This window comes from Tsuneonella litorea (assembly GCF_025154015.1).
Lineage (GTDB): Bacteria > Pseudomonadota > Alphaproteobacteria > Sphingomonadales > Sphingomonadaceae > Tsuneonella > Tsuneonella litorea.
Genome location: NZ_JAOAMV010000003.1, coordinates 233,553 through 252,986 on the forward strand (window position 1 = coordinate 233,553; position 19,434 = coordinate 252,986).

The 19,434-nt window shown below is 67.0% G+C and carries 23 protein-coding genes and 1 tRNA gene; 12 read left to right on the plus strand and 12 right to left on the minus strand.

Features of this window, described 5'->3' with window-relative positions; translation table 11 throughout:
- Positions 1-14: 14 nt before the first annotated feature.
- The 3 genes from ffh to N0B51_RS07655 form a co-directional block, all read right to left on the minus strand.
- The gene (gene ffh, locus N0B51_RS07645) at positions 15-1,493 is read right to left on the minus strand and encodes a signal recognition particle protein (protein ID WP_259961721.1); all 1,479 of its coding nucleotides are present in this window, start codon (positions 1,491-1,493) and stop codon (positions 15-17) included.
- 118 nt (positions 1,494-1,611) lie between these two features.
- Positions 1,612-1,687 (minus strand) — tRNA-Ala (locus N0B51_RS07650).
- A 106-nt stretch (positions 1,688-1,793) separates the two neighbouring features.
- A complete protein-coding gene (locus N0B51_RS07655; RefSeq protein ID WP_259961722.1) occupies positions 1,794-2,120 on the minus strand; it encodes a TIGR02300 family protein in 327 nt (108 codons plus the stop codon).
- A gap of 111 nt (positions 2,121-2,231) precedes the next feature.
- Between N0B51_RS07655 and aroA the strand changes: the two genes are divergently transcribed.
- The 8 genes from aroA (at position 2,232) to N0B51_RS07695 (ending at position 9,092) form a co-directional block, all read left to right on the plus strand.
- Positions 2,232-3,593 (plus strand): 3-phosphoshikimate 1-carboxyvinyltransferase, encoded by a 1,362-nt coding sequence (aroA, locus tag N0B51_RS07660; protein WP_375545940.1) that lies wholly within the window; start codon positions 2,232-2,234, stop codon positions 3,591-3,593.
- Positions 3,590-3,847 carry a CBU_0592 family membrane protein gene (locus N0B51_RS07665; protein ID WP_446033478.1) on the plus strand — a complete coding sequence of 86 codons (258 nt, stop codon included), beginning with the start codon at positions 3,590-3,592 and terminating at the stop codon, positions 3,845-3,847. The genes aroA and N0B51_RS07665 overlap by 4 nt, the downstream gene beginning before the upstream one ends.
- A complete protein-coding gene (locus tag N0B51_RS07670; RefSeq protein WP_259961723.1) occupies positions 3,844-4,473 on the plus strand; it encodes a (d)CMP kinase in 630 nt (209 codons plus the stop codon). Before N0B51_RS07665 ends, N0B51_RS07670 begins: the two co-directional genes overlap by 4 nt.
- 125 nt (positions 4,474-4,598) lie before the next feature.
- The gene (locus tag N0B51_RS07675) at positions 4,599-4,973 is read left to right on the plus strand and encodes a hypothetical protein (RefSeq protein ID WP_259961724.1); all 375 of its coding nucleotides are present in this window, start codon (positions 4,599-4,601) and stop codon (positions 4,971-4,973) included.
- A 251-nt stretch (positions 4,974-5,224) separates the two neighbouring features.
- Positions 5,225-6,940, plus strand: a complete 1,716-nt coding sequence (rpsA, locus tag N0B51_RS07680) for a 30S ribosomal protein S1 (RefSeq protein WP_259961725.1) — start codon at positions 5,225-5,227, stop codon at positions 6,938-6,940.
- 88 nt (positions 6,941-7,028) lie between these two features.
- Positions 7,029-7,787, plus strand: a complete 759-nt coding sequence (gene gloB, locus N0B51_RS07685; RefSeq protein WP_259961726.1) for a hydroxyacylglutathione hydrolase — start codon at positions 7,029-7,031, stop codon at positions 7,785-7,787.
- Between the two features lie 2 nt (positions 7,788-7,789).
- Positions 7,790-8,116 (plus strand): DOPA 4,5-dioxygenase family protein, encoded by a 327-nt coding sequence (locus tag N0B51_RS07690; RefSeq protein WP_259961727.1) that lies wholly within the window; start codon positions 7,790-7,792, stop codon positions 8,114-8,116.
- Between the two features lies 1 nt (position 8,117).
- A complete protein-coding gene (locus tag N0B51_RS07695; RefSeq protein ID WP_259961728.1) occupies positions 8,118-9,092 on the plus strand; it encodes an NADPH:quinone oxidoreductase family protein in 975 nt (324 codons plus the stop codon).
- On the opposite strand, the gene N0B51_RS07700 is transcribed toward N0B51_RS07695, so the two are convergent.
- From N0B51_RS07700 to N0B51_RS07725, 6 genes are all read right to left on the minus strand, one after another.
- On the minus strand, positions 9,089-9,697 hold the full coding sequence (locus N0B51_RS07700; protein ID WP_259961729.1) for a flavodoxin family protein: 609 nt from the start codon (positions 9,695-9,697) through the stop codon (positions 9,089-9,091). The genes N0B51_RS07695 and N0B51_RS07700 overlap by 4 nt on opposite strands.
- A gap of 59 nt (positions 9,698-9,756) precedes the next feature.
- A complete protein-coding gene (locus N0B51_RS07705; RefSeq protein ID WP_259961730.1) occupies positions 9,757-10,296 on the minus strand; it encodes a F0F1 ATP synthase subunit B family protein in 540 nt (179 codons plus the stop codon).
- Entirely contained in the window at positions 10,289-10,783 is a 495-nt protein-coding gene (locus tag N0B51_RS07710; RefSeq protein WP_259961731.1) for a F0F1 ATP synthase subunit B family protein, read from the minus strand. The genes N0B51_RS07705 and N0B51_RS07710 overlap by 8 nt, the downstream gene beginning before the upstream one ends.
- Before the next feature lie 68 nt (positions 10,784-10,851).
- Entirely contained in the window at positions 10,852-11,079 is a 228-nt protein-coding gene (locus tag N0B51_RS07715) for an ATP synthase subunit C-like protein (protein WP_259961732.1), read from the minus strand.
- A 33-nt stretch (positions 11,080-11,112) separates the two neighbouring features.
- On the minus strand, positions 11,113-11,865 hold the full coding sequence (locus tag N0B51_RS07720; protein WP_259961858.1) for a F0F1 ATP synthase subunit A: 753 nt from the start codon (positions 11,863-11,865) through the stop codon (positions 11,113-11,115).
- Between the two features lie 42 nt (positions 11,866-11,907).
- Positions 11,908-12,216, minus strand: coding sequence for an AtpZ/AtpI family protein (locus N0B51_RS07725; protein WP_259961733.1), 309 nt, complete (start codon positions 12,214-12,216; stop codon positions 11,908-11,910).
- A gap of 168 nt (positions 12,217-12,384) precedes the next feature.
- Here N0B51_RS07725 and nhaA point away from each other — a divergent pair, with 168 nt between their 5' ends.
- The gene (gene nhaA / locus N0B51_RS07730; protein ID WP_259961734.1) at positions 12,385-13,569 is read left to right on the plus strand and encodes a Na+/H+ antiporter NhaA; all 1,185 of its coding nucleotides are present in this window, start codon (positions 12,385-12,387) and stop codon (positions 13,567-13,569) included.
- A 19-nt stretch (positions 13,570-13,588) separates the two neighbouring features.
- On the opposite strand, the gene nhaD is transcribed toward nhaA, so the two are convergent.
- Positions 13,589-14,893, minus strand: a complete 1,305-nt coding sequence (gene nhaD, locus N0B51_RS07735) for a sodium:proton antiporter NhaD (protein WP_259961735.1) — start codon at positions 14,891-14,893, stop codon at positions 13,589-13,591.
- A gap of 64 nt (positions 14,894-14,957) precedes the next feature.
- Complete coding sequence (locus N0B51_RS07740) at positions 14,958-15,395, minus strand: VOC family protein (protein WP_259961736.1); 438 nt, start codon at positions 15,393-15,395, stop codon at positions 14,958-14,960.
- Positions 15,396-15,481: 86 nt separating this feature from the next.
- Between N0B51_RS07740 and N0B51_RS07745 the strand changes: the two genes are divergently transcribed.
- Complete coding sequence (locus N0B51_RS07745) at positions 15,482-16,249, plus strand: SIMPL domain-containing protein (protein ID WP_259961737.1); 768 nt, start codon at positions 15,482-15,484, stop codon at positions 16,247-16,249.
- A 41-nt stretch (positions 16,250-16,290) separates the two neighbouring features.
- Here N0B51_RS07745 and N0B51_RS07750 read toward each other — a convergent pair whose 3' ends face one another.
- Positions 16,291-17,046, minus strand: coding sequence for a TorF family putative porin (locus N0B51_RS07750; protein ID WP_259961738.1), 756 nt, complete (start codon positions 17,044-17,046; stop codon positions 16,291-16,293).
- A 275-nt stretch (positions 17,047-17,321) separates the two neighbouring features.
- Between N0B51_RS07750 and N0B51_RS07755 the strand changes: the two genes are divergently transcribed.
- Positions 17,322-18,125, plus strand: coding sequence for a metallophosphoesterase family protein (locus N0B51_RS07755; protein ID WP_259961739.1), 804 nt, complete (start codon positions 17,322-17,324; stop codon positions 18,123-18,125).
- Entirely contained in the window at positions 18,122-19,432 is a 1,311-nt protein-coding gene (locus N0B51_RS07760) for a UDP-glucose dehydrogenase family protein (protein ID WP_259961740.1), read from the plus strand. Before N0B51_RS07755 ends, N0B51_RS07760 begins: the two co-directional genes overlap by 4 nt.
- The last annotated feature ends 2 nt before the right edge of the window (positions 19,433-19,434 follow it).

A 19,434-nucleotide genomic window follows, 5' to 3' on the forward strand; every position in this document is an offset into this window, starting at 1 on the left:
ATACAAAACTGAAATCACTTCTTTTTCATCAAATCGTTGAGGTTCGCGGGCATCGCGCCCCCGCCGAGGCCGGGAAGCGATGGCGCACCGCCGCTGCCGCCCATGCCGCCCATCCCCATGCCGCCGAGCGCGCCGCCGAGGCCGCCCTCGCCGAACGCGGCGGCGAGACCCTTGAACCCGCCCATCTTGCGGATCTGCTTCATCGCACGGGCCATTTCCTGGTGCATCTTGAGCAACTTGTTGACGTCCTGCACCTCGAGCCCCGCGCCCGCCGCGACGCGCTTCTTGCGCTTGGCGTTCATAAGTTCGGGCCGCGCCCGTTCCTTCGGGGTCATCGACCCGATGATCGCGTCCATGTGGACGAGCACCTTGTCGTCCACCCCCGACTGCGCCATCGCCGCCTTGGCCTTCTTCATGCCCGGCATCATGCCGGCCAGCATTCCCAGCCCACCCATGTTCTGCATCTGCTTCAGCTGCATCCGCAGGTCGTTGAGGTCGAACTGGCCCTTCGCCATGCGCCGGGCGAGCTGTTCGGCCTCTTCTTCCTTGATCGTCGCCGCGGCCTTCTCGACCAGGCTGACGACGTCGCCCATGCCGAGAATCCGGTCGGCGACCCGGCCCGGGTGAAATGCCTCGAGCGCGTCGAGTTTCTCGCCGGTACCCGCGAACTTGATCGGCTTGCCGGTGACGTGCCGCATCGACAGCGCCGCACCGCCGCGCGCGTCGCCATCCATCCGGGTGAGCACGACGCCGGTGAGCGGCACCTCGCCCGAGAACGACTGCGCGACGTTCACCGCGTCCTGGCCGGTCAGCGAATCGACGACGAGCAGGACTTCGGTCGGAGTCGAGACGCCGGCGACCGCCTTCATCTCGTCCATCAGCGCCTGGTCGACGTGAAGACGCCCGGCAGTATCGAGAAGGAGGACGTCAACGTTCTGCAGACGCGCCGATTCGAGCGCGCGCCGCGCGATGTCGACCGGCTGCTGGCCCTGGACGATCGGCAGCGTCGCGACGTCGACCTGCGTGCCGAGCACCGCCAGCTGTTCCTGCGCCGCGGGCCGCGCCACGTCGAGCGAGGCCATAAGGGCCTTCTTGCCGTGCTTTTCGCGGATCCACTTGGCGAGCTTGGCGGTGGTCGTTGTCTTGCCCGAGCCCTGGAGGCCGACCATCATCACCACGACCGGCGGCCTGGCGGCAAGGTTCAGCGGCTCGGCCTGAGCACCGCTTTCCCCGCCGAGCATCTCGACAAGCTCGTCGTGGACGATCTTGACGACCTGCTGGCCGGGCGTGACCGACCGCAGGACGTCCTGCCCGATCGCCTTCTCGGTCACCGCATCGATGAAGCGGCGCGCAACGGGCAGCGCGACGTCCGCCTCGAGCAGCGCGATGCGCACCTCGCGCATGGCATCGCGCACGTCCTGCTCGCTCAGCGCGCCCCGGCCGCGCAGGCGGTCGAAGACGGTGCCGAGACGATCGGACAGGTTGTCGAACATGCGCTACCTCAACTTGCGGCGGTGCCGGGGCGCCGCCAAATGCCAAAAACGCCGGCGGACGAAACCTCGTCGGCCAGCGTGCGGAAACCCCGGGGGCCACCGACTTTTCCTGTTTCGATGGTGGAGCCTAGCGGGATCGAACCGCTGACCTCCTGCATGCCATGCAGGCGCTCTCCCAGCTGAGCTAAGGCCCCGTGCCATCGATGTGTGCCGAACCGAGGTCCGGCGGGCCGCCCCTTTATGGAGGGCGGCCCCGGTTGGCAAGCCCGAAATCGGGCCGCCGGGATTACTGGTCGCGGATTACTCGTCGTTGTCGTCGTCGTCGCCGCCGGTCTTCACGCCGAGGTCGTCGTCGCCGCCGAGGTCGACGTCGTTGTCGGGCGAATCCTCGTCGTCGTCGACGTCGAGATCCTCCAGGTCGTCGTCATCGGACAGGTCGCTGTCGGCTTCCTTGTCCTTCTTCTTCTCTTCCTCGAACGGAATCGGCTGCTTCGACTTGAGCACCGGCTCGGGGAACCACTTCTCGCCGCACTCGATGCATTCGACCGGCTCGTCGCTGCCGAGATCGTAGAAGCGTTCACCGCACTTGGGGCACTGACGCTTCGTGCCCCACTCTGGCTTGACCATTGTATATCCTCAGATGCTGCCTGCCCGACTGGAGACAGGACGGAAAATTCACAGGGCTTGATGGGTAACCGGCGCACCGGAATCAAGAGCGGGCGCGCCTTGCCACAGGGTATGGGCGCTGTCAAAGAGCCGCCCCTGACCGCCATGAACACCCAGCAACCCTCCCCCCGCCTTTTCCAGCCCGCCGGCCCCTTGCGCGGACGGCTCCGCGTTCCCGGCGACAAGTCGATCAGCCACCGCTCGGTCATGCTCGGCGCGCTCGCGGTGGGCGAGACGCGCGTGACCGGGCTGCTCGAGGGCGAGGACGTGATGGCGACCGCAGCCGCCATGCGGGCGATGGGCGCCACGGTGGAGAAGTCGGGCGACGAATGGCGCATCCACGGCGTCGGCGTAGGCGGATTGCTCCAACCCGCCGCCGCGCTCGAGATGGGCAATTCGGGCACTTCGACCCGGCTCTTGATGGGCCTTCTGGCAAGCCACGCGATCACCGCGGCATTCACCGGCGATGCGAGCCTCTCGAAACGCCCGATGGGCCGCGTGATCGAGCCGCTGAGTCGCATCGGCGCGCAGTTCACGCCTTCTCCCGGCGGCACGCTGCCCTTGATGATGACCGGCGCACGCGTACCCGTGCCGATCGAATACCGCCTGCCGGTCGCCAGCGCCCAGGTAAAGAGCGCGATTCTGCTGGCCGGCCTCAACACGGCCGGCATGACCACGGTGATCGAGCCGGTGCCGACTCGCGATCATTCCGAGCGGATGCTGCGCGGCTTCGGGGCCGAGCTCGCTGTCGAGGAAGCGGACGGAGACCGGATCATCACGATCCGGGGCGAGGCAGAGCTCCAGCCGCAGACGATCGAGGTCCCCGGCGACCCCTCGTCCGCCGCGTTCTTCATGGTGGCGGCGTCGCTCGTGCCGGGCAGCGACCTCGTGATCGAGAACGTCGGCCTCAACCCGACTCGCGCCGGGCTGGTGGAGGTCCTGCGCCTGATGGGCGCCAGCATCGAGGAAATGGACGCGCGCGAAGTCGGCGGAGAGCCGGTCGCGGACCTGCGCGTGCGGCACGCCGCCCTTGGCGGCATCGAGGTCAACCCCGCGCTGGCGCCGAGCATGATCGACGAATTTCCAGTCCTGTTCGTGGCCGCCGCGCTCGCCGAGGGACGCACCGTGACGCGCGGACTCGACGAGCTGCGGGTCAAGGAATCCGATCGCCTCGCCGCGATGGCCGCCGCGCTCGCCGCGGCCGGCGCGCGGGTCGAGGAAACAGAGGACGGGCTGGTCATCGAGGGCACCGGGGGCGAAGCGCTGCGCGGCACCGCGGACGAGCAGATCACGACCCATCTCGATCACCGCATCGCGATGGCGATGGCGGTCGCCGGACTCGTTTCGCGGAACGGGGTGGAGATCGACGACACCCGCCCCATCGCCACCAGCTTCCCGGCGTTCGAGGCATTGCTCGAGCGGGCCAGCGCGTGAGCAGTTTCGATATCTATACCCTTGTCGGTTTCGCGGGGATGGCGTGCATCATCGCCGCCTATGCCTACCTCACCTTCAGCGACGCGCCGAACCCGTTCGTACTGCACGGCACCAACCTCGCGGGCGCGGGGCTGCTGACCGTGTCCCTGCTGGTCCACACCAACCTGCCCAGCCTCGTGCTCGAGGGGTTCTGGGCAGCCATCGCGATCTACGGACTGGTCAAGGCCGCGATCGCGCGCAGGAAACCGGCATGATCATCGCCGTCGACGGACCGACCGCGTCGGGCAAGGGCACCGTCGCGAAGGGCCTGGCGGCGCATTTCGGGCTGCCGCACCTCGACACCGGACTGCTCTATCGCGCGGTGGGCCGACAGGTCTTCCTCGACGGCGGCGATCCCGACGATCCGGGCGATGCGCTGGCCGCGACGGCCTTTCCCGACAGCCTGCTGGGCGATCCGCACCTGCGCAGCGAGGAAACCGGCGGCCTAGCGAGCCGCGTCTCGGTCCATCCGTCAGTGCGCCAGGCGCTCTACCGGCGACAGCGGGCCTTTGCCGAGCAACCTGGCGGGGCGGTGCTCGACGGACGCGACATCGCCACGGTGATCGCCCCCGATGCCGACGTGAAACTGTTCGTCACCGCCAGCATCCAGGCACGCGGGATGCGCCGCTGGCTCGAGATGCAGGAGCGCGAGCTCGACCTCGAACTGCGCGAGATCGAGGCCGACATCGCCGCCCGCGACAAGCGCGATATCGAGCGCCCGGATGCCCCGCTGCGCGTGGCCGAGGGCGCGATTGTCATCGATACATCGGCAATGGACCGGGACCAGGCGCTCGCCGCCGCCATCGCCGCGGTCGAGAAGGTGCGCACCGGGACAAGCTGAACCGGTTGCCTTGCGGGTCAATTCGGCGCAGCATGGCTGCGGTCGCGATGCGGGTCGCTCCGGAAGGGAATCCGGGGACGCGTAACCTGTCCTGCCCGGATTTCCTCCATCGACGGGGGAATCCCATGAAAAAGACGACCATTGCAGCCGCTGTCGTGCTGAGCTTCGCCGCGACGCCCGCGCAGGCCGAATACTGGGACGTCATCAGTTTCCAGCTCAAGGACGACTGCCCGATCGGCAAGTACATGGCGATCGTGAAGGACTTCAACGAGTGGGGCAAGACGCAGGGCTATACGGCCAGCATCCTTACCCCGGTGCAGAACAGCGACCAGTCGCTGATGTACTGGATCGGCAAGACCCGGAATGCCGCCACGTTCGGTTCCGCGTGGGACGCCTGGCGCGACGCCCAGCCCGATTCCGGCAGCACGGCGGCACGGCTGCAGGCGCGTTTCTCGGCGTGCTCGGTCAACAAGTCGCGAAGCGGATTCGACGCCTGGTGACCGGCAGGGCGAAGCCGGGGCTATCGATGTCCGAAACCCCGGCTACGCTCTTCCTTGCTTTTTGGCGCGGCAGCGCATAGGGGCGCGCTCGTCCCGACAGCATCCGCTCGACCGGACCTTCGTACGGCATACGGCCGTGCGGAGACCTCGGCCCTCTTGCCCCGTTGGCCCCGCAATCCCGCGGGAGACGGGTAAAGACCCCGGTAAAACCGGTGGCCGGTAGCAAACAGTGAACAGGATACCCTGAGACCATGGCAACCACTGCCAATCCCACGCGCGCCGATTTCGAGGCGCTTCTCAACGAACAGCTCGGCGGCGCCGGCGACGAGGGCTTCGAAGGCCGCGTCGTCAAGGGCACGGTCACCGCGATCGAGAACGGCATGGCCGTGATCGACGTCGGCCTGAAGAGCGAGGGCCGCGTGGCCCTCAAGGAATTCGAGCGCGGCGAGGAAGACGGCTCGCACGGCCTGACCGTCGGCTCCGAGGTCGAAGTCTTCGTCGACCGCGTCGAGAACGCCGACGGCGAAGCGATGCTGTCGCGCGACCGCGCCCGCCGCGAAGCCGCGTGGGACAAGCTCGAAAGCGAATTCGGCGAAGGCAAGCGCGTCGACGGCCGCATCTTCGGCCGCGTCAAGGGCGGTTTCACCGTCGATCTCGACGGCGCCGTGGCGTTCCTTCCCGGCAGCCAGGTCGATATCCGCCCGGTGCGTGACGTCGGCCCGCTGATGGACATGCCGCAGCCGTTCCAGATCCTGAAGATGGATCGCCGCCGCGGCAACATCGTCGTCTCGCGCCGCGCGGTGCTCGAGGAAACCCGCGCCGAGCAGCGCAGCGAGCTGATCGACAAGCTGGCCGAGGGCCAGGTGATCGACGGCGTCGTCAAGAACATCACCGACTACGGCGCGTTCGTCGACCTGGGCGGCATCGACGGCCTGCTGCACGTCACCGACATGAGCTACAAGCGGGTCAACCACCCGAACGAAGTGATCAACATCGGCGACACCGTCACCGTCCAGATTATTCGCATCAACCCCGAAACCCAGCGCATCAGCCTCGGCATGAAGCAGCTCGAGAGCGATCCGTGGGACGGCGTCGGCGCGAAGTACCCGGTCGGCATGAAGCTCACCGGCACGGTCACCAACATCACCGAATACGGCGCGTTCGTCGAGATCGAGCCGGGCATCGAGGGCCTCGTCCACGTGTCCGAGATGAGCTGGACCAAGAAGAACGTGCACCCGGGCAAGATCGTCTCGACCTCGCAGGAAGTCGAAGTGATGGTGCTCGAGGTCGACAGCGAGAAGCGTCGCATCAGCCTTGGCCTCAAGCAGGCCCAGCGTAATCCGTGGGAAGAGTTCGCGGACGCGCACCCGGTCGGCTCGAAGGTCACCGGCGAAGTCAAGAACGCGACCGAGTTCGGCCTGTTCATCGGCCTGCCCGGCGACGTCGACGGCATGGTCCACATGTCGGACATCGCCTGGGGCATCTCGGGCGAGGACGCGCTCGCGCTGCACCGCAAGGGTGAAGAGGTCGAGGCGGTCGTTCTCGACGTCGACGTCGAGAAGGAGCGCATCAGCCTTGGCATGAAGCAGCTCGAGAAGGGCGCCCCGGCCGCCGGTGTCGCCGCTGCGGGCGGCAGCCTGAAGCGCAATGACGTCGTCACCGTGACCGTGCTCGAAGTCCGCGACGGTGGCCTCGAAGTCCAGGTCGGCGACGACGGGGCGACCGGCTTCATCAAGCGCAGCGACCTTGGCCGCGACCGCGACGAGCAGCGTCCGGACCGCTTCCAGGTCGGCCAGAAGCTCGACGCGATGGTCACCGGCTTCGATCGTTCGAAGAAGCCCAACTTCTCGGTCAAGGCACGCCAGATCGCCGAAGAGAAGGAGGCGGTGGCCCAGTTCGGTTCGTCCGATTCGGGTGCCTCGCTCGGCGACATCCTCGGCGAAGCGCTGAAGAAGCAGGGCGAATAAGCCCCGCTCCAGTCGAACAGGAAGGCCCGCCCTCCCCTCGGGGATGGCGGGCCTTTTCCTTATCGAGCGCCGGGCGTAGGATTGTCCCATGCCGCTCGAGATCCACCAGTTCCCCTGCCTGTCCGACAACTACGGATTCCTCGTCCACGACCCGGTGAGCGAGGAGACGACCTGCATCGATACGCCGGACGGCGACACCTACTTGCGCGAGGCGGCCGCGCGGGGCTGGCAGATCACCCAGGTCTGGAACACCCACTGGCATCCCGACCACGCCGGCGGCAACGCGGCGATCAAGGCTGCTACCGGGTGTACGATCGTCGCCCCGGCGGAGGTCGAGCGCATCTCGCCGATCGATCGCGTCGTGAAGCACGGCGATACCGTGACCTTGGGCAACCACGAGGCCGAAGTCATCGACGTCGGCGGCCATACCAGCGGGCACATTGCCTACTACCTCGACGAGGATGAGGTCGCCTTTGTCGGCGACAGCGTGTTCGCGCTGGGATGCGGGCGCATGTTCGAAGGGGAACCCAGGCAGTTCTGGGCCAGCCTCGAGCGGATCAGGGCCTTGCCGCCCGAAACGATGCTCTATTGCGCGCACGAATACACCCAGGCGAACGCGAAGTTCGCGCTGCACGCCGATCCCGACAACCTCGACCTGCAGCTTTACGCCCAGGAAATCGACGAACGCCGCGCCCGCCGGCAGCCCACCGTGCCGATGAAGCTCGAGCGCGAGCTGCTGACCAATCCCTTCCTCCGGGCCGACCGGGAGGACCTGCGCAATCGCTGGGGCGGCGCGAGCCCGCACGAGACGTTCGCGAAACTGCGCGCGGCCAAGGATGATTTCTGACCGTGGCGATCCGGGGTTTCCACGCACACATCTACTTTGACCCGGACGAGCTGGACGCGGCCCGCGCGCTGGCCGAGGCGGCGAAGGACCTCCTGGGCTGTCCTGTGGGGCACTTTCACGCAGCGCCGGTCGGGCCACATCCGCGCGGCTCCGTCCAGCTTTCGCTGCGGCCCGACCAGTTCGCCCGCTTCGCAGCGTGGGCGCCCGAGGCACGCGGAAGCCTGACGATCTTCGCCCACGGCCTCAGCGGAGACGATATTGCCGATCACACGCGGTATGTCGTGTGGTTCGGGCCGTCCGAGACGCTCGACATGACGGCCTTCGCCTGACGTGAGAGCGTTGCTGGTCGAGAGACTGTCCGATGACCTGTCCGGCGTATCCCTCGCCGAACGCCCGGAGCCCGAACGGCGTCCAGGCGAGGCGCTCGTCGCGGTGCGCGCCGCCTCGCTCAACTATCCCGACCTGCTCATGACCCGCGGCGCGTACCAGTTCAAACCCGGTCTGCCGTTCGTCATCGGGCTGGAAATGGCCGGCGTCGTCGTCGAGGCTGAGGCGGATAGTGGCCTGACGCCGGGCGACCGGGTGATGGGCGGCACCAAGACCGGCGCCTTTGCCGAGCAAGCGAGCTTTCCGGTGACGGCGCTGAGACCCGTGCCCCGGGGCTTAGACTTTGCGACGGCCGCAGCGCTGGGCGCGGCCTACACCACCGCCTACACCGCGCTCGTCGAGATCGGCGGCCTGCGCGAGGGCCAGTGGGTCCTCGTTCACGGCGCCAGCGGCGGCGTCGGCCTCGCAGCGTGCGACCTTGCCCGCGCGAAGGGGGCCCGCGTGATCGCCGCGACTCATGACCCGGCCAAGGTCGAGGCGATCCGCGCTGCGGCCCGCCCAGACGCGATGATCGTCAATCGCGGCCGCTTTCGCGAAGAGATCATCGACCTGACCGGCGGCGCGCTGTGCGATATCGTCTACGATCCGGTGGGCGGCGACGTGTTCGACGAGAGCACGCGGTGCGTCGCGTTCGGCGGCAAGCTGCTCGTGATCGGGTTCGCGTCGGGACGCATCCCGCAAGTCCCGGTCAACATCCCGCTCATCAAGGGCTTTTCCGTCGTCGGCGTGCGGGCGGGCGAATACGCGCGGCGCGTTCCCGCGCGGGGCAAGGCAATTGCCGCCGAGGTCGCCCGGCTTGCCCAGGCGCGATCGATCGAACCGGTCATCGACCGCGTCCTCCCGCTCGAAGGCTGGCGCGAGGGATTCGAGGCGATGGCGCGCGGCGAGCTGGTCGGGAAGGTCGTTTTCGAACCCTAGCCCGGATAAGGCGCGCCCTTCAGCAGGCCCGCCAGGTGGGCAGCGTTGCTCGCCACCATGCGGGCGGTCTCGGTCACCTTGCGCGGACGATGCTCGAGGTCGACGAAATCGGTCGAATGCATCGCCTCGCCGACCCAATAACAGGCCGCGACCGCAGGGATCGTCCAACCCGTGTCGTTGAGGCTCTGGAACAGCTGCGAGGTCGCCCAGTGGGCGCCGTCCTCGTTGCCGACGATCGCGGCCACCGCGACCTTGGAATAGCTCGGCATTCTACCCGCGTCATCGGTCTCCGCCAGGAAGGCGTCCATCCGCTCGAGCACGCGCTTGGCGATCGAGCTGGCCTGCCCCATCCAGATCGGTGTTCCGAAGACCAGGATGTCGTGCGCGAGGATCTTCTCCCGGATGCCGGGCCAATCATCGTCCGGACCCTCGTCCGAAGTGACGCCAGGCTCGACGTTGTAGTCGGCGATACGGATCGTCTCGGCGATCGCCACGTCGTGCGCGGCAAACGCCTCTCCGAGCACGCCGATCATCGCGTCGGTCGAGCTCTTGCGGGCGCGCGTCCTGGCGAGCGAGCAATTGATGGCGAGTGCTGAAAGGGCCACGGCGTTCTCCTGTCATTCGACAGAAGAGCGCGTGGCCCCGTCAACGCGTTCCGAAAAAGTCAGATGCCGGCGATGATCTCGTCGGCGAGCTTGCGATCCGCGTCCTCGCCATGCTTGTCGGCGATAAGCTGACGTGCGGCGGCCGCGGCGGCCGTCGCGGCCTTGGTCCGCAATTCGGCAATCGCGTTGCGCTCGGCAGCGGCGATCTTCTCGGCGCTCGCAGCCTTGTGGCGCGCGATCATCGCGGCGGCGTCGGCCTTCGCTTTCTCGACGATCTCGGCCGCGTTGCGTTCGGCCGAGGCCTTCATCGCCTCAATGTCCTTTTCCGCCTCGGCAGCCTTCCTGGCGTAATCGTCGCGCAGCGCCTGCGCTTCGGCGCGCAACTGCTTCGCTTCCTCGAGCTGGGTGCGGATACCCGCGATCCGGGCATCGAGCAGGCGCGCGATGATCCCCGGCACGCCGGCCGCCAGCATGATCGCGAACACCACCAGCATGGCCAGCGCGACGAACGTTCCGGGCGTCAGCCAGTGAATGCCGAACGCGGCGGCCTCGGCGTGTTCCTCCGCCCCTTCGGCGGCAGCGACAAGCAGATCAAGCACGGTTCATCGCTCCTGCGACGGCCTTGCGCGCGGCCGCTTCGGTGACCGTGGAGCCGGTCAGCTTGGCGACGATGTCGCGCGCGGCTTCGGCGGCCACGCCTTCGAGTTCGGCCAGCGCACTGGCGCGGGCGGCATCGAGTTCGGCTTCGGCTGCCGCGGTTTTCTTGGCGAGGTCGGCGTTGGCCTTGGCGATGCGCTTGTCGGCATCGGCCGTGGCCTTGGCCTTGGCTTCCGCCGCCTGGGCGGCGGCCGCGGCGTGAACCTCGTTCATCCTCGTGCGCCAGCCTTCCTCGTCGGCATCGGCCTCGGCACGCAGGCGCTCTGCTTCCGCGAGGTCGGCGGCGATCTGGGCGTCGCGCGCGTCGACGGTGTCTTCCACCTTGGGCACAATCCCGCGCCCGGCGATGAAATAGATCGCAGCCAGCGTCAGCAGCAGCCAGAATAGCTGCGACTGAAGGACGAGGCCGAGTTGGGCGAGTTGTGGCATCGGACTACCTTACACGAGAACCTGACGGGCTAGCCCGGCGGCGCGAAACCGCCGGGCGTACCGACAAATCAGCGCGCGTAGAGGATGATCATCGCCACGGCGAACGCCATCAGGCCGAGCAGCTCGGCGGCGGCGAAGCCGATGTACAGCGTGCCGGTCTGGCCGCCGGCGGCCGCCGGGTTGCGCAGCGCGCCCTGAAGGAACGAACCGAACACGAAGCCCACGCCGGCGGCGGCAGCGCCGACGCCGATCGCCGCGATACCGGCACCGATAACCTGAGCAGAAGCGAGTTCCATTGTCTTAACTCCGATTGGTATTTACTTGAAAGATCAGTGAAGATTGACAGCGTCGTTGATGTACAGCGCCGTCAGGAGAGCAAACACGAACGCCTGGATCGCGCCGACCAGCAGTTCCAGCGCATTCACGAACACGACGAAGACGAAGGCGAGCAGCGAAATGCCGTAGCCCATCGGGCCGCCAGCATTCAGGCCCTGCACGACGAAATTGCCGAACACCTCGAGCAGGATGTGCCCGGCGAACATCGCGATGAACGGTCGCAGGCCAAGGCTGAAAGGACGCACCAGGAACGAGACGAACTCGATCGGGGCGACGATGAACTTCAGCGGCAGCGGGGTGCCGTGCGGCACGAACAGGCTGAAGAAGTGCAGCCCGTGCTTCCAGAAGCCCACGCCGAGCACGATCGCGAAGCTGATGATGCTCATCGTGCCGGTGACGGTGAACTGGCTGGTCACCGTGAAGGGATGTGCGCCCGGGACGATCGCGAACGGCATCGCGCCGATCCAGTTGGCGGCGAGGATGAACACGAATGCCGTGAACACCCACGGCAGGTACTTGCGCCCTTCAGGCCCGATGTTCTGGCGGGTGACATTGTCGAGGAACCCGGTGAGCATCTCCACCGCGGCCTGCCAGCGGCCCGGCACCAGCTCGCGCTTGGTGCCGCCCCACATGAACACCAGAATCGCGACGAGGACGATGATCATCCACAGCGCGGAATTGGTGAACTGGAACGGGGTGGCGGCCAGTTGATCGCTGCCGATCGGCGCGATCATGAACTGGTGCATCGGATCGATCTTGGCGGGGGCAGCCACAGTCAGGTCCTATTCTCAGCGGTTCTTGGACATGCGGGCGACGTGCATGAGCGCGCCCGCGAAAGCGAGGAACATCAAGCCGATGGTAATCCACGGGAGCGTGTCGAACACGTTGTCGAGCACGAGTCCGACGAGAATCCCGCCTAGCGGATAACCGAGCATGGTCGAAGCGATCTGGATCCCCGCGCTGCGACCGTCCCGCATGGGGGCGTGCTCCTTTGCCATCCGCTCGTCCTCCGCATGGCGCGCACGCGCGATGCGGTCCTCGAGCGAATCGAGCTTGGGGTCCTCGCCAATGGGGGCGTTTTCGGGATCGTTCGCCACGAAGAGCGTTAGCCTCGCACGGAGTTCATAGAAAAACGCGGCCAGCAAGGCCGGCCGCAGACGCGCCGCCCTTAGGTTGGGGGCAAGCGCGAGTCAACCGCGCGGGAGCCCTTTCGCGCACGACCAAGACGTCTTGCCAGCGCCACCTGCATCGTCAAGGACAAGGCCATGCAGCAACTTCGTTCCCCGCTCGAACGCGCGGTCGCCCCGGTTCGCGCGCTGTTTGTATCGGATTCGCGCGAAGGCGTGCTCCTGATAACCGTGGCCATCGTGGCCATGGCACTCGCCAATTCGGCGCTGTCCGATGCGTACCACGCAGTGTTCCACGGGACGCTCGCGTGGACGCCGATCCCCAAGCTGTCGAATCTCCACCTGTGGATCAACGATGCCTTGATGGCGATATTCTTCTTCGTGGTCGGCCTCGAAGTGAAGCGCGAACTGGCCGAGGGCGACCTGTCGGACCCCGAGGCGCGGCGGCTCCCGGTGATCGCCGCCGTCGCCGGCATGGCTATCCCTGCGGCGCTGTTCGTCGCGCTGGTCGGGGACGATCCGCGGCTCGACCGGGGTTGGGCGATTCCGGCAGCGACCGACATAGCCTTTGCCATGGGCGTGGTGGGCTTGCTCGGAAACCGCGTGCCCGGCTCGCTGCGCCTGTTCCTGCTGACCGTCGCGATCGTCGACGACATCGGCGCGGTCATCATCATCGCGGTATTCTACACCGTGCAGGTCAAGGCACTGTGGCTGATCGGCGCGGTCGTGGTCGCTTCGGCGATGGCGGTGATGAACCTCCGCCAGGTCGACCGGACGTGGCCCTACGTGGCGGCCGCGGTCCTGCTCTGGGTCTGCGTGCTCCATTCGGGCATCCACGCGACCATCGCCGGGGTCGTCGCCGCGCTGACGATACCGATGCGCCGCCGCGACGACACGCCCTTTCTCGAGAAGGTCGAGCACGGGCTCGCGCCGTGGAACGCGTATCTCGTGGTTCCCGTCTTTGCTCTTGCGAACGCCGGAGTCGACCTGCGCGGCATCGGCCCGGAGGGCTTCCTTGCCCCGCTACCGCTGGCAATTGCCGGCGGCCTGTTCGTGGGCAAGCAGGTCGGCATTCTGGGCGCCGTGGCGGGCGCCCGCTGGCTCGGCCTTGCACGCCCCCCCGAGGACGCGAGCTGGATTCAGCTGTGGGGCGTCGCGGTCCTGTGCGGAATCGGTTTCACGATGAGCCTGTTCATCGGCACGATGGCGTTCGCCGACGCGCCCGAGCTGTACGAACAGGCGAAGATCGGCGTGCTCGCCGGGACGTTCGCCTCGCTCGTGCTCGGCTACGTGCTGCTACGGTTATCGGCCCGAAAGGACTGACCGCGCGGGCGCCGGGCCGTCAGACAAGTGCCGCATGGCGCAGGACTTCTTCCTGCAGGATGTAGACCCCGGCCCCCGCCAGGTAGCCGATCAATGCCAGCAGGCTGAAACGCTTCAGGTACCAGATGAAATCAATCTTCTCGATGCCCATCGCCGCGACGCCCGCCGCCGAACCGATGATGAGGATCGAACCGCCGGTGCCCGCACAATAGGCGAGGAATTCCCACAGGAAGCTGTCCGCCGGGTGCGCATCGAGACTGTACATCCCCATGGCGCCCGCCACCATCGGCACGTTGTCGACCACCGCGCTGACGAGGCCGATCACCAGCACGATCAGGTCGAGCCGGCCGAGGGTGTTGTCGAGGATCGTCGCAAGTGCTGCGAGCACCCCGGCGTGCTGGAGCGTGGCGACCGCGAGCAGGATGCCGATGAAGAAGGTGATCGCGCTCATGTCGATGCGGGCGAGCGCATTGGCGATCGTGACTCGGCTGCGCTCCTCGTAAGGCTTTTCGCGGTGGACGCGGTCGGCGATCACCCACAGGATCCCCAGGCCGAACAGAACGCCGAGGAACGGCGGGAGGTGGGTCACCGCCTTGAAGATCGGCACCGAGACCAGCGCCGCGAGACCTGCCCCGAAGATCAGGTTGCGCTCGAACGGGGTAGTGACCCGGTGTTCCGACGACGACGGCGCCGGCACTTCGGGAGCGAGAATCTCCTTGCCGCGCAGGCTCCAAGCCACGATCGCCAGTGGCAAGACCATGTTCGCCAGCGACGGGACGATCAGCTTGGTGACGATCGCGCCCGCCGTCACCTGCCCACCGATCCACAGCATCGTGGTTGTGACGTCGCCCATCGGCGACCAGGCGCCGCCGGCATTCGCGGAAATCACGATCATGCCCGCGAACAGGAGGCGGTCGGCCTTTTCCTGCAACAACCGTCGGCAAAGCGAGATCATGACAATCGTGGTCGTCAGGTTGTCGAGAATCGCGCTGAGAAAGAACGTCACCGAACAAATAAACAGCAGCAGGGTCGCAAGCGTCTTCGACTTGAGCCGGCTGGTGATGACGTCGAAGCCGTCGTGCGAATCGATCACCTCGACGATCGTCATCGCGCCAAGGAGGAAGAAGGCGATCTGCGCCGTTTCCACCAGCGATTCGTTCAGCTGCTCGTCGACCGCCTCGGGCATTCCCGTGGACAGCGCGTAGATCGTCCACAGGAGGCCCGCGCCGACGAGCGCCGCAGCGGACTTGTTCGTCCGCAACGGCTCCTCGAGCGCGATGGCGGCGTAGGCGAGGACGAAAACGACGATGAGGGTGGCTGTCATGTCCGCCCTCAAGCAAATCCGCGGGCCAATGGCCAGCCAAACCGGACTCGCCGTCCCGGATTACTCACCAGCTGCCGGTGTTGGGCATGCTGGCCCACGGTTCCTGGGGAGGCAGGTTGCCCTCCTGGAGCAATTCGACCGAGATGCCGTCAGGCGACTTGACGAAGGCCATGTGCCCGTCGCGCGGCGGGCGATGGATCGTGTGGCCCGCCGCCTGCAGTCGCGCGCACGTCTCGTAGACGTTGTCGACCCGGTAGGCGAGGTGCCCGAAATTGCGACCGCCGGTATATGTTTCCGGCGAACTGCCGTCTGCGGGCGGCCAGTTGTAGGTCAGTTCGACCTCGGCGATGCCTTCCTGCCCCGGCGCGGCAAGGAAGATCAGCGTGAAGCGACCCTGCTCGCTGTCGAACCGCCGGGTTTCCTTCAGGCCGATGAGTTCGAAGAACGCGACCGTCGCGTCGGGATCGGTCACCCGGATCATCGTGTGCAGGTATTTCACCATCGGGCGGGCTCCATTCAAAAACGGTTCATCGACAGAAATGCACGGTTCGTCTTGCGGGTCGCGCTGCATCAGGGAGTGCCTTAGCGATGGCCGACACCGACGATCAATCCTCAACCGCCCCAAGCGCACGCCGGTTCCGGTTTGCGACCGACGCGACATCGCTGCGATGGCTGGGCACCTCCTCGGTGCTGGCGACCGGGCTGATCGCGGGCGGATACCTGCTTGGCGACGGGTTGCTGAGGGCCAAGGAGGCGGATCGCGCGGTGACGGTCCGCGGGCTCGCCGAACGCAACGTCACCGCAGATCTTGCCACCTGGACCATCTCCTATTCCGCCACCGGCGAAGACCTGCCGGCGGTCCAGGCAAAAGTGCGCGCCGACACGCGCGCGATCGAGGCGTTCTTTGCCGGCCTCGGGTTTCCCGCGGATGCGCTCCAACCGACTGGCGCGAACGTGTCGACCTACACCGATCGGGGGGTGACGCGGTACACCGTGCGCCAGCGGCTCGCCCTGCGGACGAAGGACATCGCGCGGGCGCAGCGCGCTGTCGCGCGGCAGTTCGACCTGGTAAACCGGGGCGTACTGCTCGAGGAAGGCAGCGGCATGGCCTATACCTTCACCGGCCTGAACGCAATCAAGCCGGCGATGGTGGCGGAAGCGACCCGCGACGCCCGCGCCGCGGCAGAACAGTTCGCCAAGGACAGCGGCACCAGCGTGGGCGCGATCCGCGACGCCACGCAGGGGTATTTCGAGATCGAATCGCGCGATGGCGACAGCGGCGGCGGCTGGGGCGTTTCCGACACGCCCTACAAGAAGGTGCGCGTGGTCACGACGGTGAACTTCTCGCTGGGATGAACCGAAGGCGGGAGCGGCCGGGCCGCCCCCGCCCCTGCGGATCAGAAGCTGGCGCCGATCGAGAACACCACCGCATCGTCGGTGAAGCCCTTGATCGAGGGACCTTCGACCCCGACGTACGAGACGCCGAGCGAGAGGCTGCCGAGAACGGTCGCGCTGGCGCCGATCGACCAGTCCCAACCCGTGTCGTCGCCCGTGCCCGCGAGCAGCGGCGGCGCCAGCACTCCATCGGTGTACCCGAGGTGCGCCGACAGGCTGAGCGGCGTCTGCGGGATCGCGGTGCTCAGTTCGGTATGGATGTAGAGGTTGTCGTCGTCGCCGAGCGAGGACTGGTCCCAGGCATAGTTGACGCCCAGCTTGGCTTCGACCGGGCCAAGCTGCCCCGAAATGGTGGCGTAAGGCTCCCAGTACTGGGCCTTGATGCCGTCCGCGTTGGTCGGATAGGCGTAGAGCAGGAGACCGACGTCGAGACCGACGCCCTCCGCCAGATCGCCACTCCAGCCGCCGAACACGTCGAGTTCCATGTCGCCGTAAACGTCGGTGCCGGCGTCGTCGATCGAACTGCCCCAGGTGCCGACGTAGAAGCCGCTGTCGTGGGACACGGTGATGCCGCCCTGGACGGCCGGATCGCCGCCCGACAGCGAAACGCCGCGGAAACGGTAATCGGAAACCAGGGTGACGCTGCCCGAAACGGTAACGGGGCCGGCGGCCTCGTCCTGGGCGATGGCGGGAGCCGCGACGAACGCGGAAGCGGAGAGAACGGATGCGGCAACGAGGCCGCGGATGGACGTGAGCATGGCAAACTCCTTTGGGTTTGTGCCTCGTCCCACCTGCGCACACGCCGGGGACCCGTCATTTCCGCGGGCCTCCTTACGGCAGATGCGCAACTTTCTTGCCCGCTCATGCTGCATCGCACAAGATAGAAAACCTGTTTGCCGCAATCGCCGGGGCAAGTGTTGATTTTGTGCACCAGCATCCCAGTTCACCGGGCGCTCATGGATTGCCGCCGATGGGTGGCTCGCCTATGCGGCGCCTCGACCCCTTCATCATGGACCGCCCCACACGAATTCGCATGTTCGAACCCCTGCGCCAGATCTTCCGCTCCAGGCCGGCCCCGGTTCGCGCGGCCGTACCCGCCGGGGAACGATATTATGCGGTGGGCGACATCCATGGCCGCCGCGACCTGTTCGCCGCGCTGGTCGATGCGATCGAAGCCGACGGCCGCGGCGGGGGTGCGGCGCGCAGCACGGCGGTCCTGCTCGGCGACCTCATCGATCGCGGGCCCGACAGCGCGGGCGTGGTCGAACTCGCGATGCAGTGGTCCGCCGACCGGCCGGTCGAACTGCTTGCCGGCAATCACGAGGAAATGTTTCTCGAATCGTTTGAGGACGAGGCCGTGCTTCGCCATTTCCTCCGCCACGGCGGACGCGAAACCGTGCTCAGCTACGGCATCGAAAAGTCCGTTTACGACGGCGCGACGCTGCGGGAAATCCAGTCCCTGATGCACGAGGCGGTACCGGCGGCGCATCGCGCATTTCTGGCCGCTGGCCGCGATAACCTCGTCGCGGGGGATTACCTGTTCGTGCACGCCGGCATCGCCCCGAACGTGCCGCTGGCAGAGCAGAAACAGCATCACTTCCGCTGGATCCGCGAACCGTTCCTCGATCACGACGCGCCGCACGAACACTTCGTCGTCCACGGGCACACCATTACCCAGGGCATCGACGTGAGGACGAACCGTCTCGGGATCGACACGGGCGCCTATCGCACGGGCCGGCTCACCGCGCTGGTGCTGGAAGGGGAAGGCCGGCGGATCATACAGGCGGTCGAAACCGACGGCGAAATCGCCATCGAAACAGGGGATTGCGACCAATGAAGATTGCGATGGTCGGTTCGGGCTACGTCGGACTGGTATCCGGCGCATGCTTCGCCGATTTCGGCCACGAGGTCGTGTGCATCGACAAGGACCAGTCGAAGATCGACCGGCTGCGCGATGGCATCATGCCGATCTACGAGCCTGGCCTCGACGCGCTCGTCGAAAGCAACGTCAAGGCGGGCCGGCTGTCGTTCACGACCGATCTTGCCGAGGGTATCGCCGGAGCGGCCGCCGTGTTCATCGCGGTGGGCACGCCGAGCCGCCGCGGCGACGGGCACGCGGACCTGTCCTATGTCTACGCCGTGGCGCGGGAAGTGGGCGAGAGCCTCGACCACGACGCCGTTGTGGTGACCAAGTCGACCGTCCCCGTAGGCACCGGTGACGAGGTCGAGCGGATTATCGCGGATACCGGCTGCAGCCACCGCGTCTCGGTGGTGTCGAACCCCGAATTCCTGCGCGAAGGCGCGGCGATCGGCGACTTCAAGCGCCCCGACCGGATCGTGATCGGCGCGGAGGACGACTTTGGACGCGAGGTCATGCGCGAGGTCTATCGCCCGCTGTTCCTCAATGAATCGCCGATCCTGTTCACCGGGCGGCGCACGAGCGAACTGATCAAGTACGCCGCCAACGCCTTCCTCGCGACGAAGATCACCTTCATCAACGAGATGGCCGATCTGTGCGAGAAAGTCGGCGCCGACGTGCAGGACGTCTCGCGCGGGATCGGCATGGACGGGCGGATCGGCGCCAAGTTCCTCCACGCCGGCCCGGGCTACGGCGGCAGCTGCTTTCCCAAGGACACGCTGGCACTGCTCAAGACCGCCGAGGACGCGGGCAGCCCGACGCGGATCGTCGAGGCGGTGGTCAAGGTCAACGACAGCCGCAAGCGGGCGATGGGCCGCAAGGTGATCGACGCGCTCGGCGGCGTGGACGCGGCGCGCGGCAAGACGGTCGCGCTGCTTGGCCTGACGTTCAAGCCGAACACCGACGACATGCGCGACAGCCCCGCGATCGCGATCGCGCAGGCACTGGTCGACAATGGCGTTGCCGTGACCGCCTACGACCCGGAAGGGATGGAGCTGGCCAGGCCCCTGATGCCCGAGGTGACGATGTGCGACAGCGCCTACGCGGCGCTCGAAGGCGCGGACGCCGCGGCGATCGTGACCGAATGGGACGCATTCCGGGCACTCGACTTCGGCAGGATGAAGCGCCTCATGAACGCGCCGGTGCTGGTCGACCTCAGGAACATCTATCGCCCCGACGACGTGCGGGCGGCCGGGTTCGAGTACGCCAGCATCGGGCGGAGCTGAGG

Coding starts and splice junctions, on each gene's coding strand:
- ffh (WP_259961721.1), bottom strand. CDS start 1,493: ATGTTCGACAACCTGTCCGATCGTCTCGGCACCGTCTTCGACCGCCTG.
- N0B51_RS07655 (WP_259961722.1), bottom strand. CDS start 2,120: ATGGTCAAGCCAGAGTGGGGCACGAAGCGTCAGTGCCCCAAGTGCGGT.
- aroA (WP_375545940.1), top strand. CDS start 2,232: ATGGGCGCTGTCAAAGAGCCGCCCCTGACCGCCATGAACACCCAGCAA.
- N0B51_RS07670 (WP_259961723.1), top strand. CDS start 3,844: ATGATCATCGCCGTCGACGGACCGACCGCGTCGGGCAAGGGCACCGTC.
- N0B51_RS07675 (WP_259961724.1), top strand. CDS start 4,599: ATGAAAAAGACGACCATTGCAGCCGCTGTCGTGCTGAGCTTCGCCGCG.
- rpsA (WP_259961725.1), top strand. CDS start 5,225: ATGGCAACCACTGCCAATCCCACGCGCGCCGATTTCGAGGCGCTTCTC.
- gloB (WP_259961726.1), top strand. CDS start 7,029: ATGCCGCTCGAGATCCACCAGTTCCCCTGCCTGTCCGACAACTACGGA.
- N0B51_RS07710 (WP_259961731.1), bottom strand. CDS start 10,783: ATGCCACAACTCGCCCAACTCGGCCTCGTCCTTCAGTCGCAGCTATTC.
- N0B51_RS07715 (WP_259961732.1), bottom strand. CDS start 11,079: ATGGAACTCGCTTCTGCTCAGGTTATCGGTGCCGGTATCGCGGCGATC.
- N0B51_RS07720 (WP_259961858.1), bottom strand. CDS start 11,865: ATGCACCAGTTCATGATCGCGCCGATCGGCAGCGATCAACTGGCCGCC.
- nhaA (WP_259961734.1), top strand. CDS start 12,385: ATGCAGCAACTTCGTTCCCCGCTCGAACGCGCGGTCGCCCCGGTTCGC.
- nhaD (WP_259961735.1), bottom strand. CDS start 14,893: ATGACAGCCACCCTCATCGTCGTTTTCGTCCTCGCCTACGCCGCCATC.
- N0B51_RS07740 (WP_259961736.1), bottom strand. CDS start 15,395: ATGGTGAAATACCTGCACACGATGATCCGGGTGACCGATCCCGACGCG.
- N0B51_RS07745 (WP_259961737.1), top strand. CDS start 15,482: ATGGCCGACACCGACGATCAATCCTCAACCGCCCCAAGCGCACGCCGG.
- N0B51_RS07750 (WP_259961738.1), bottom strand. CDS start 17,046: ATGCTCACGTCCATCCGCGGCCTCGTTGCCGCATCCGTTCTCTCCGCT.
- N0B51_RS07755 (WP_259961739.1), top strand. CDS start 17,322: ATGTTCGAACCCCTGCGCCAGATCTTCCGCTCCAGGCCGGCCCCGGTT.
- N0B51_RS07760 (WP_259961740.1), top strand. CDS start 18,122: ATGAAGATTGCGATGGTCGGTTCGGGCTACGTCGGACTGGTATCCGGC.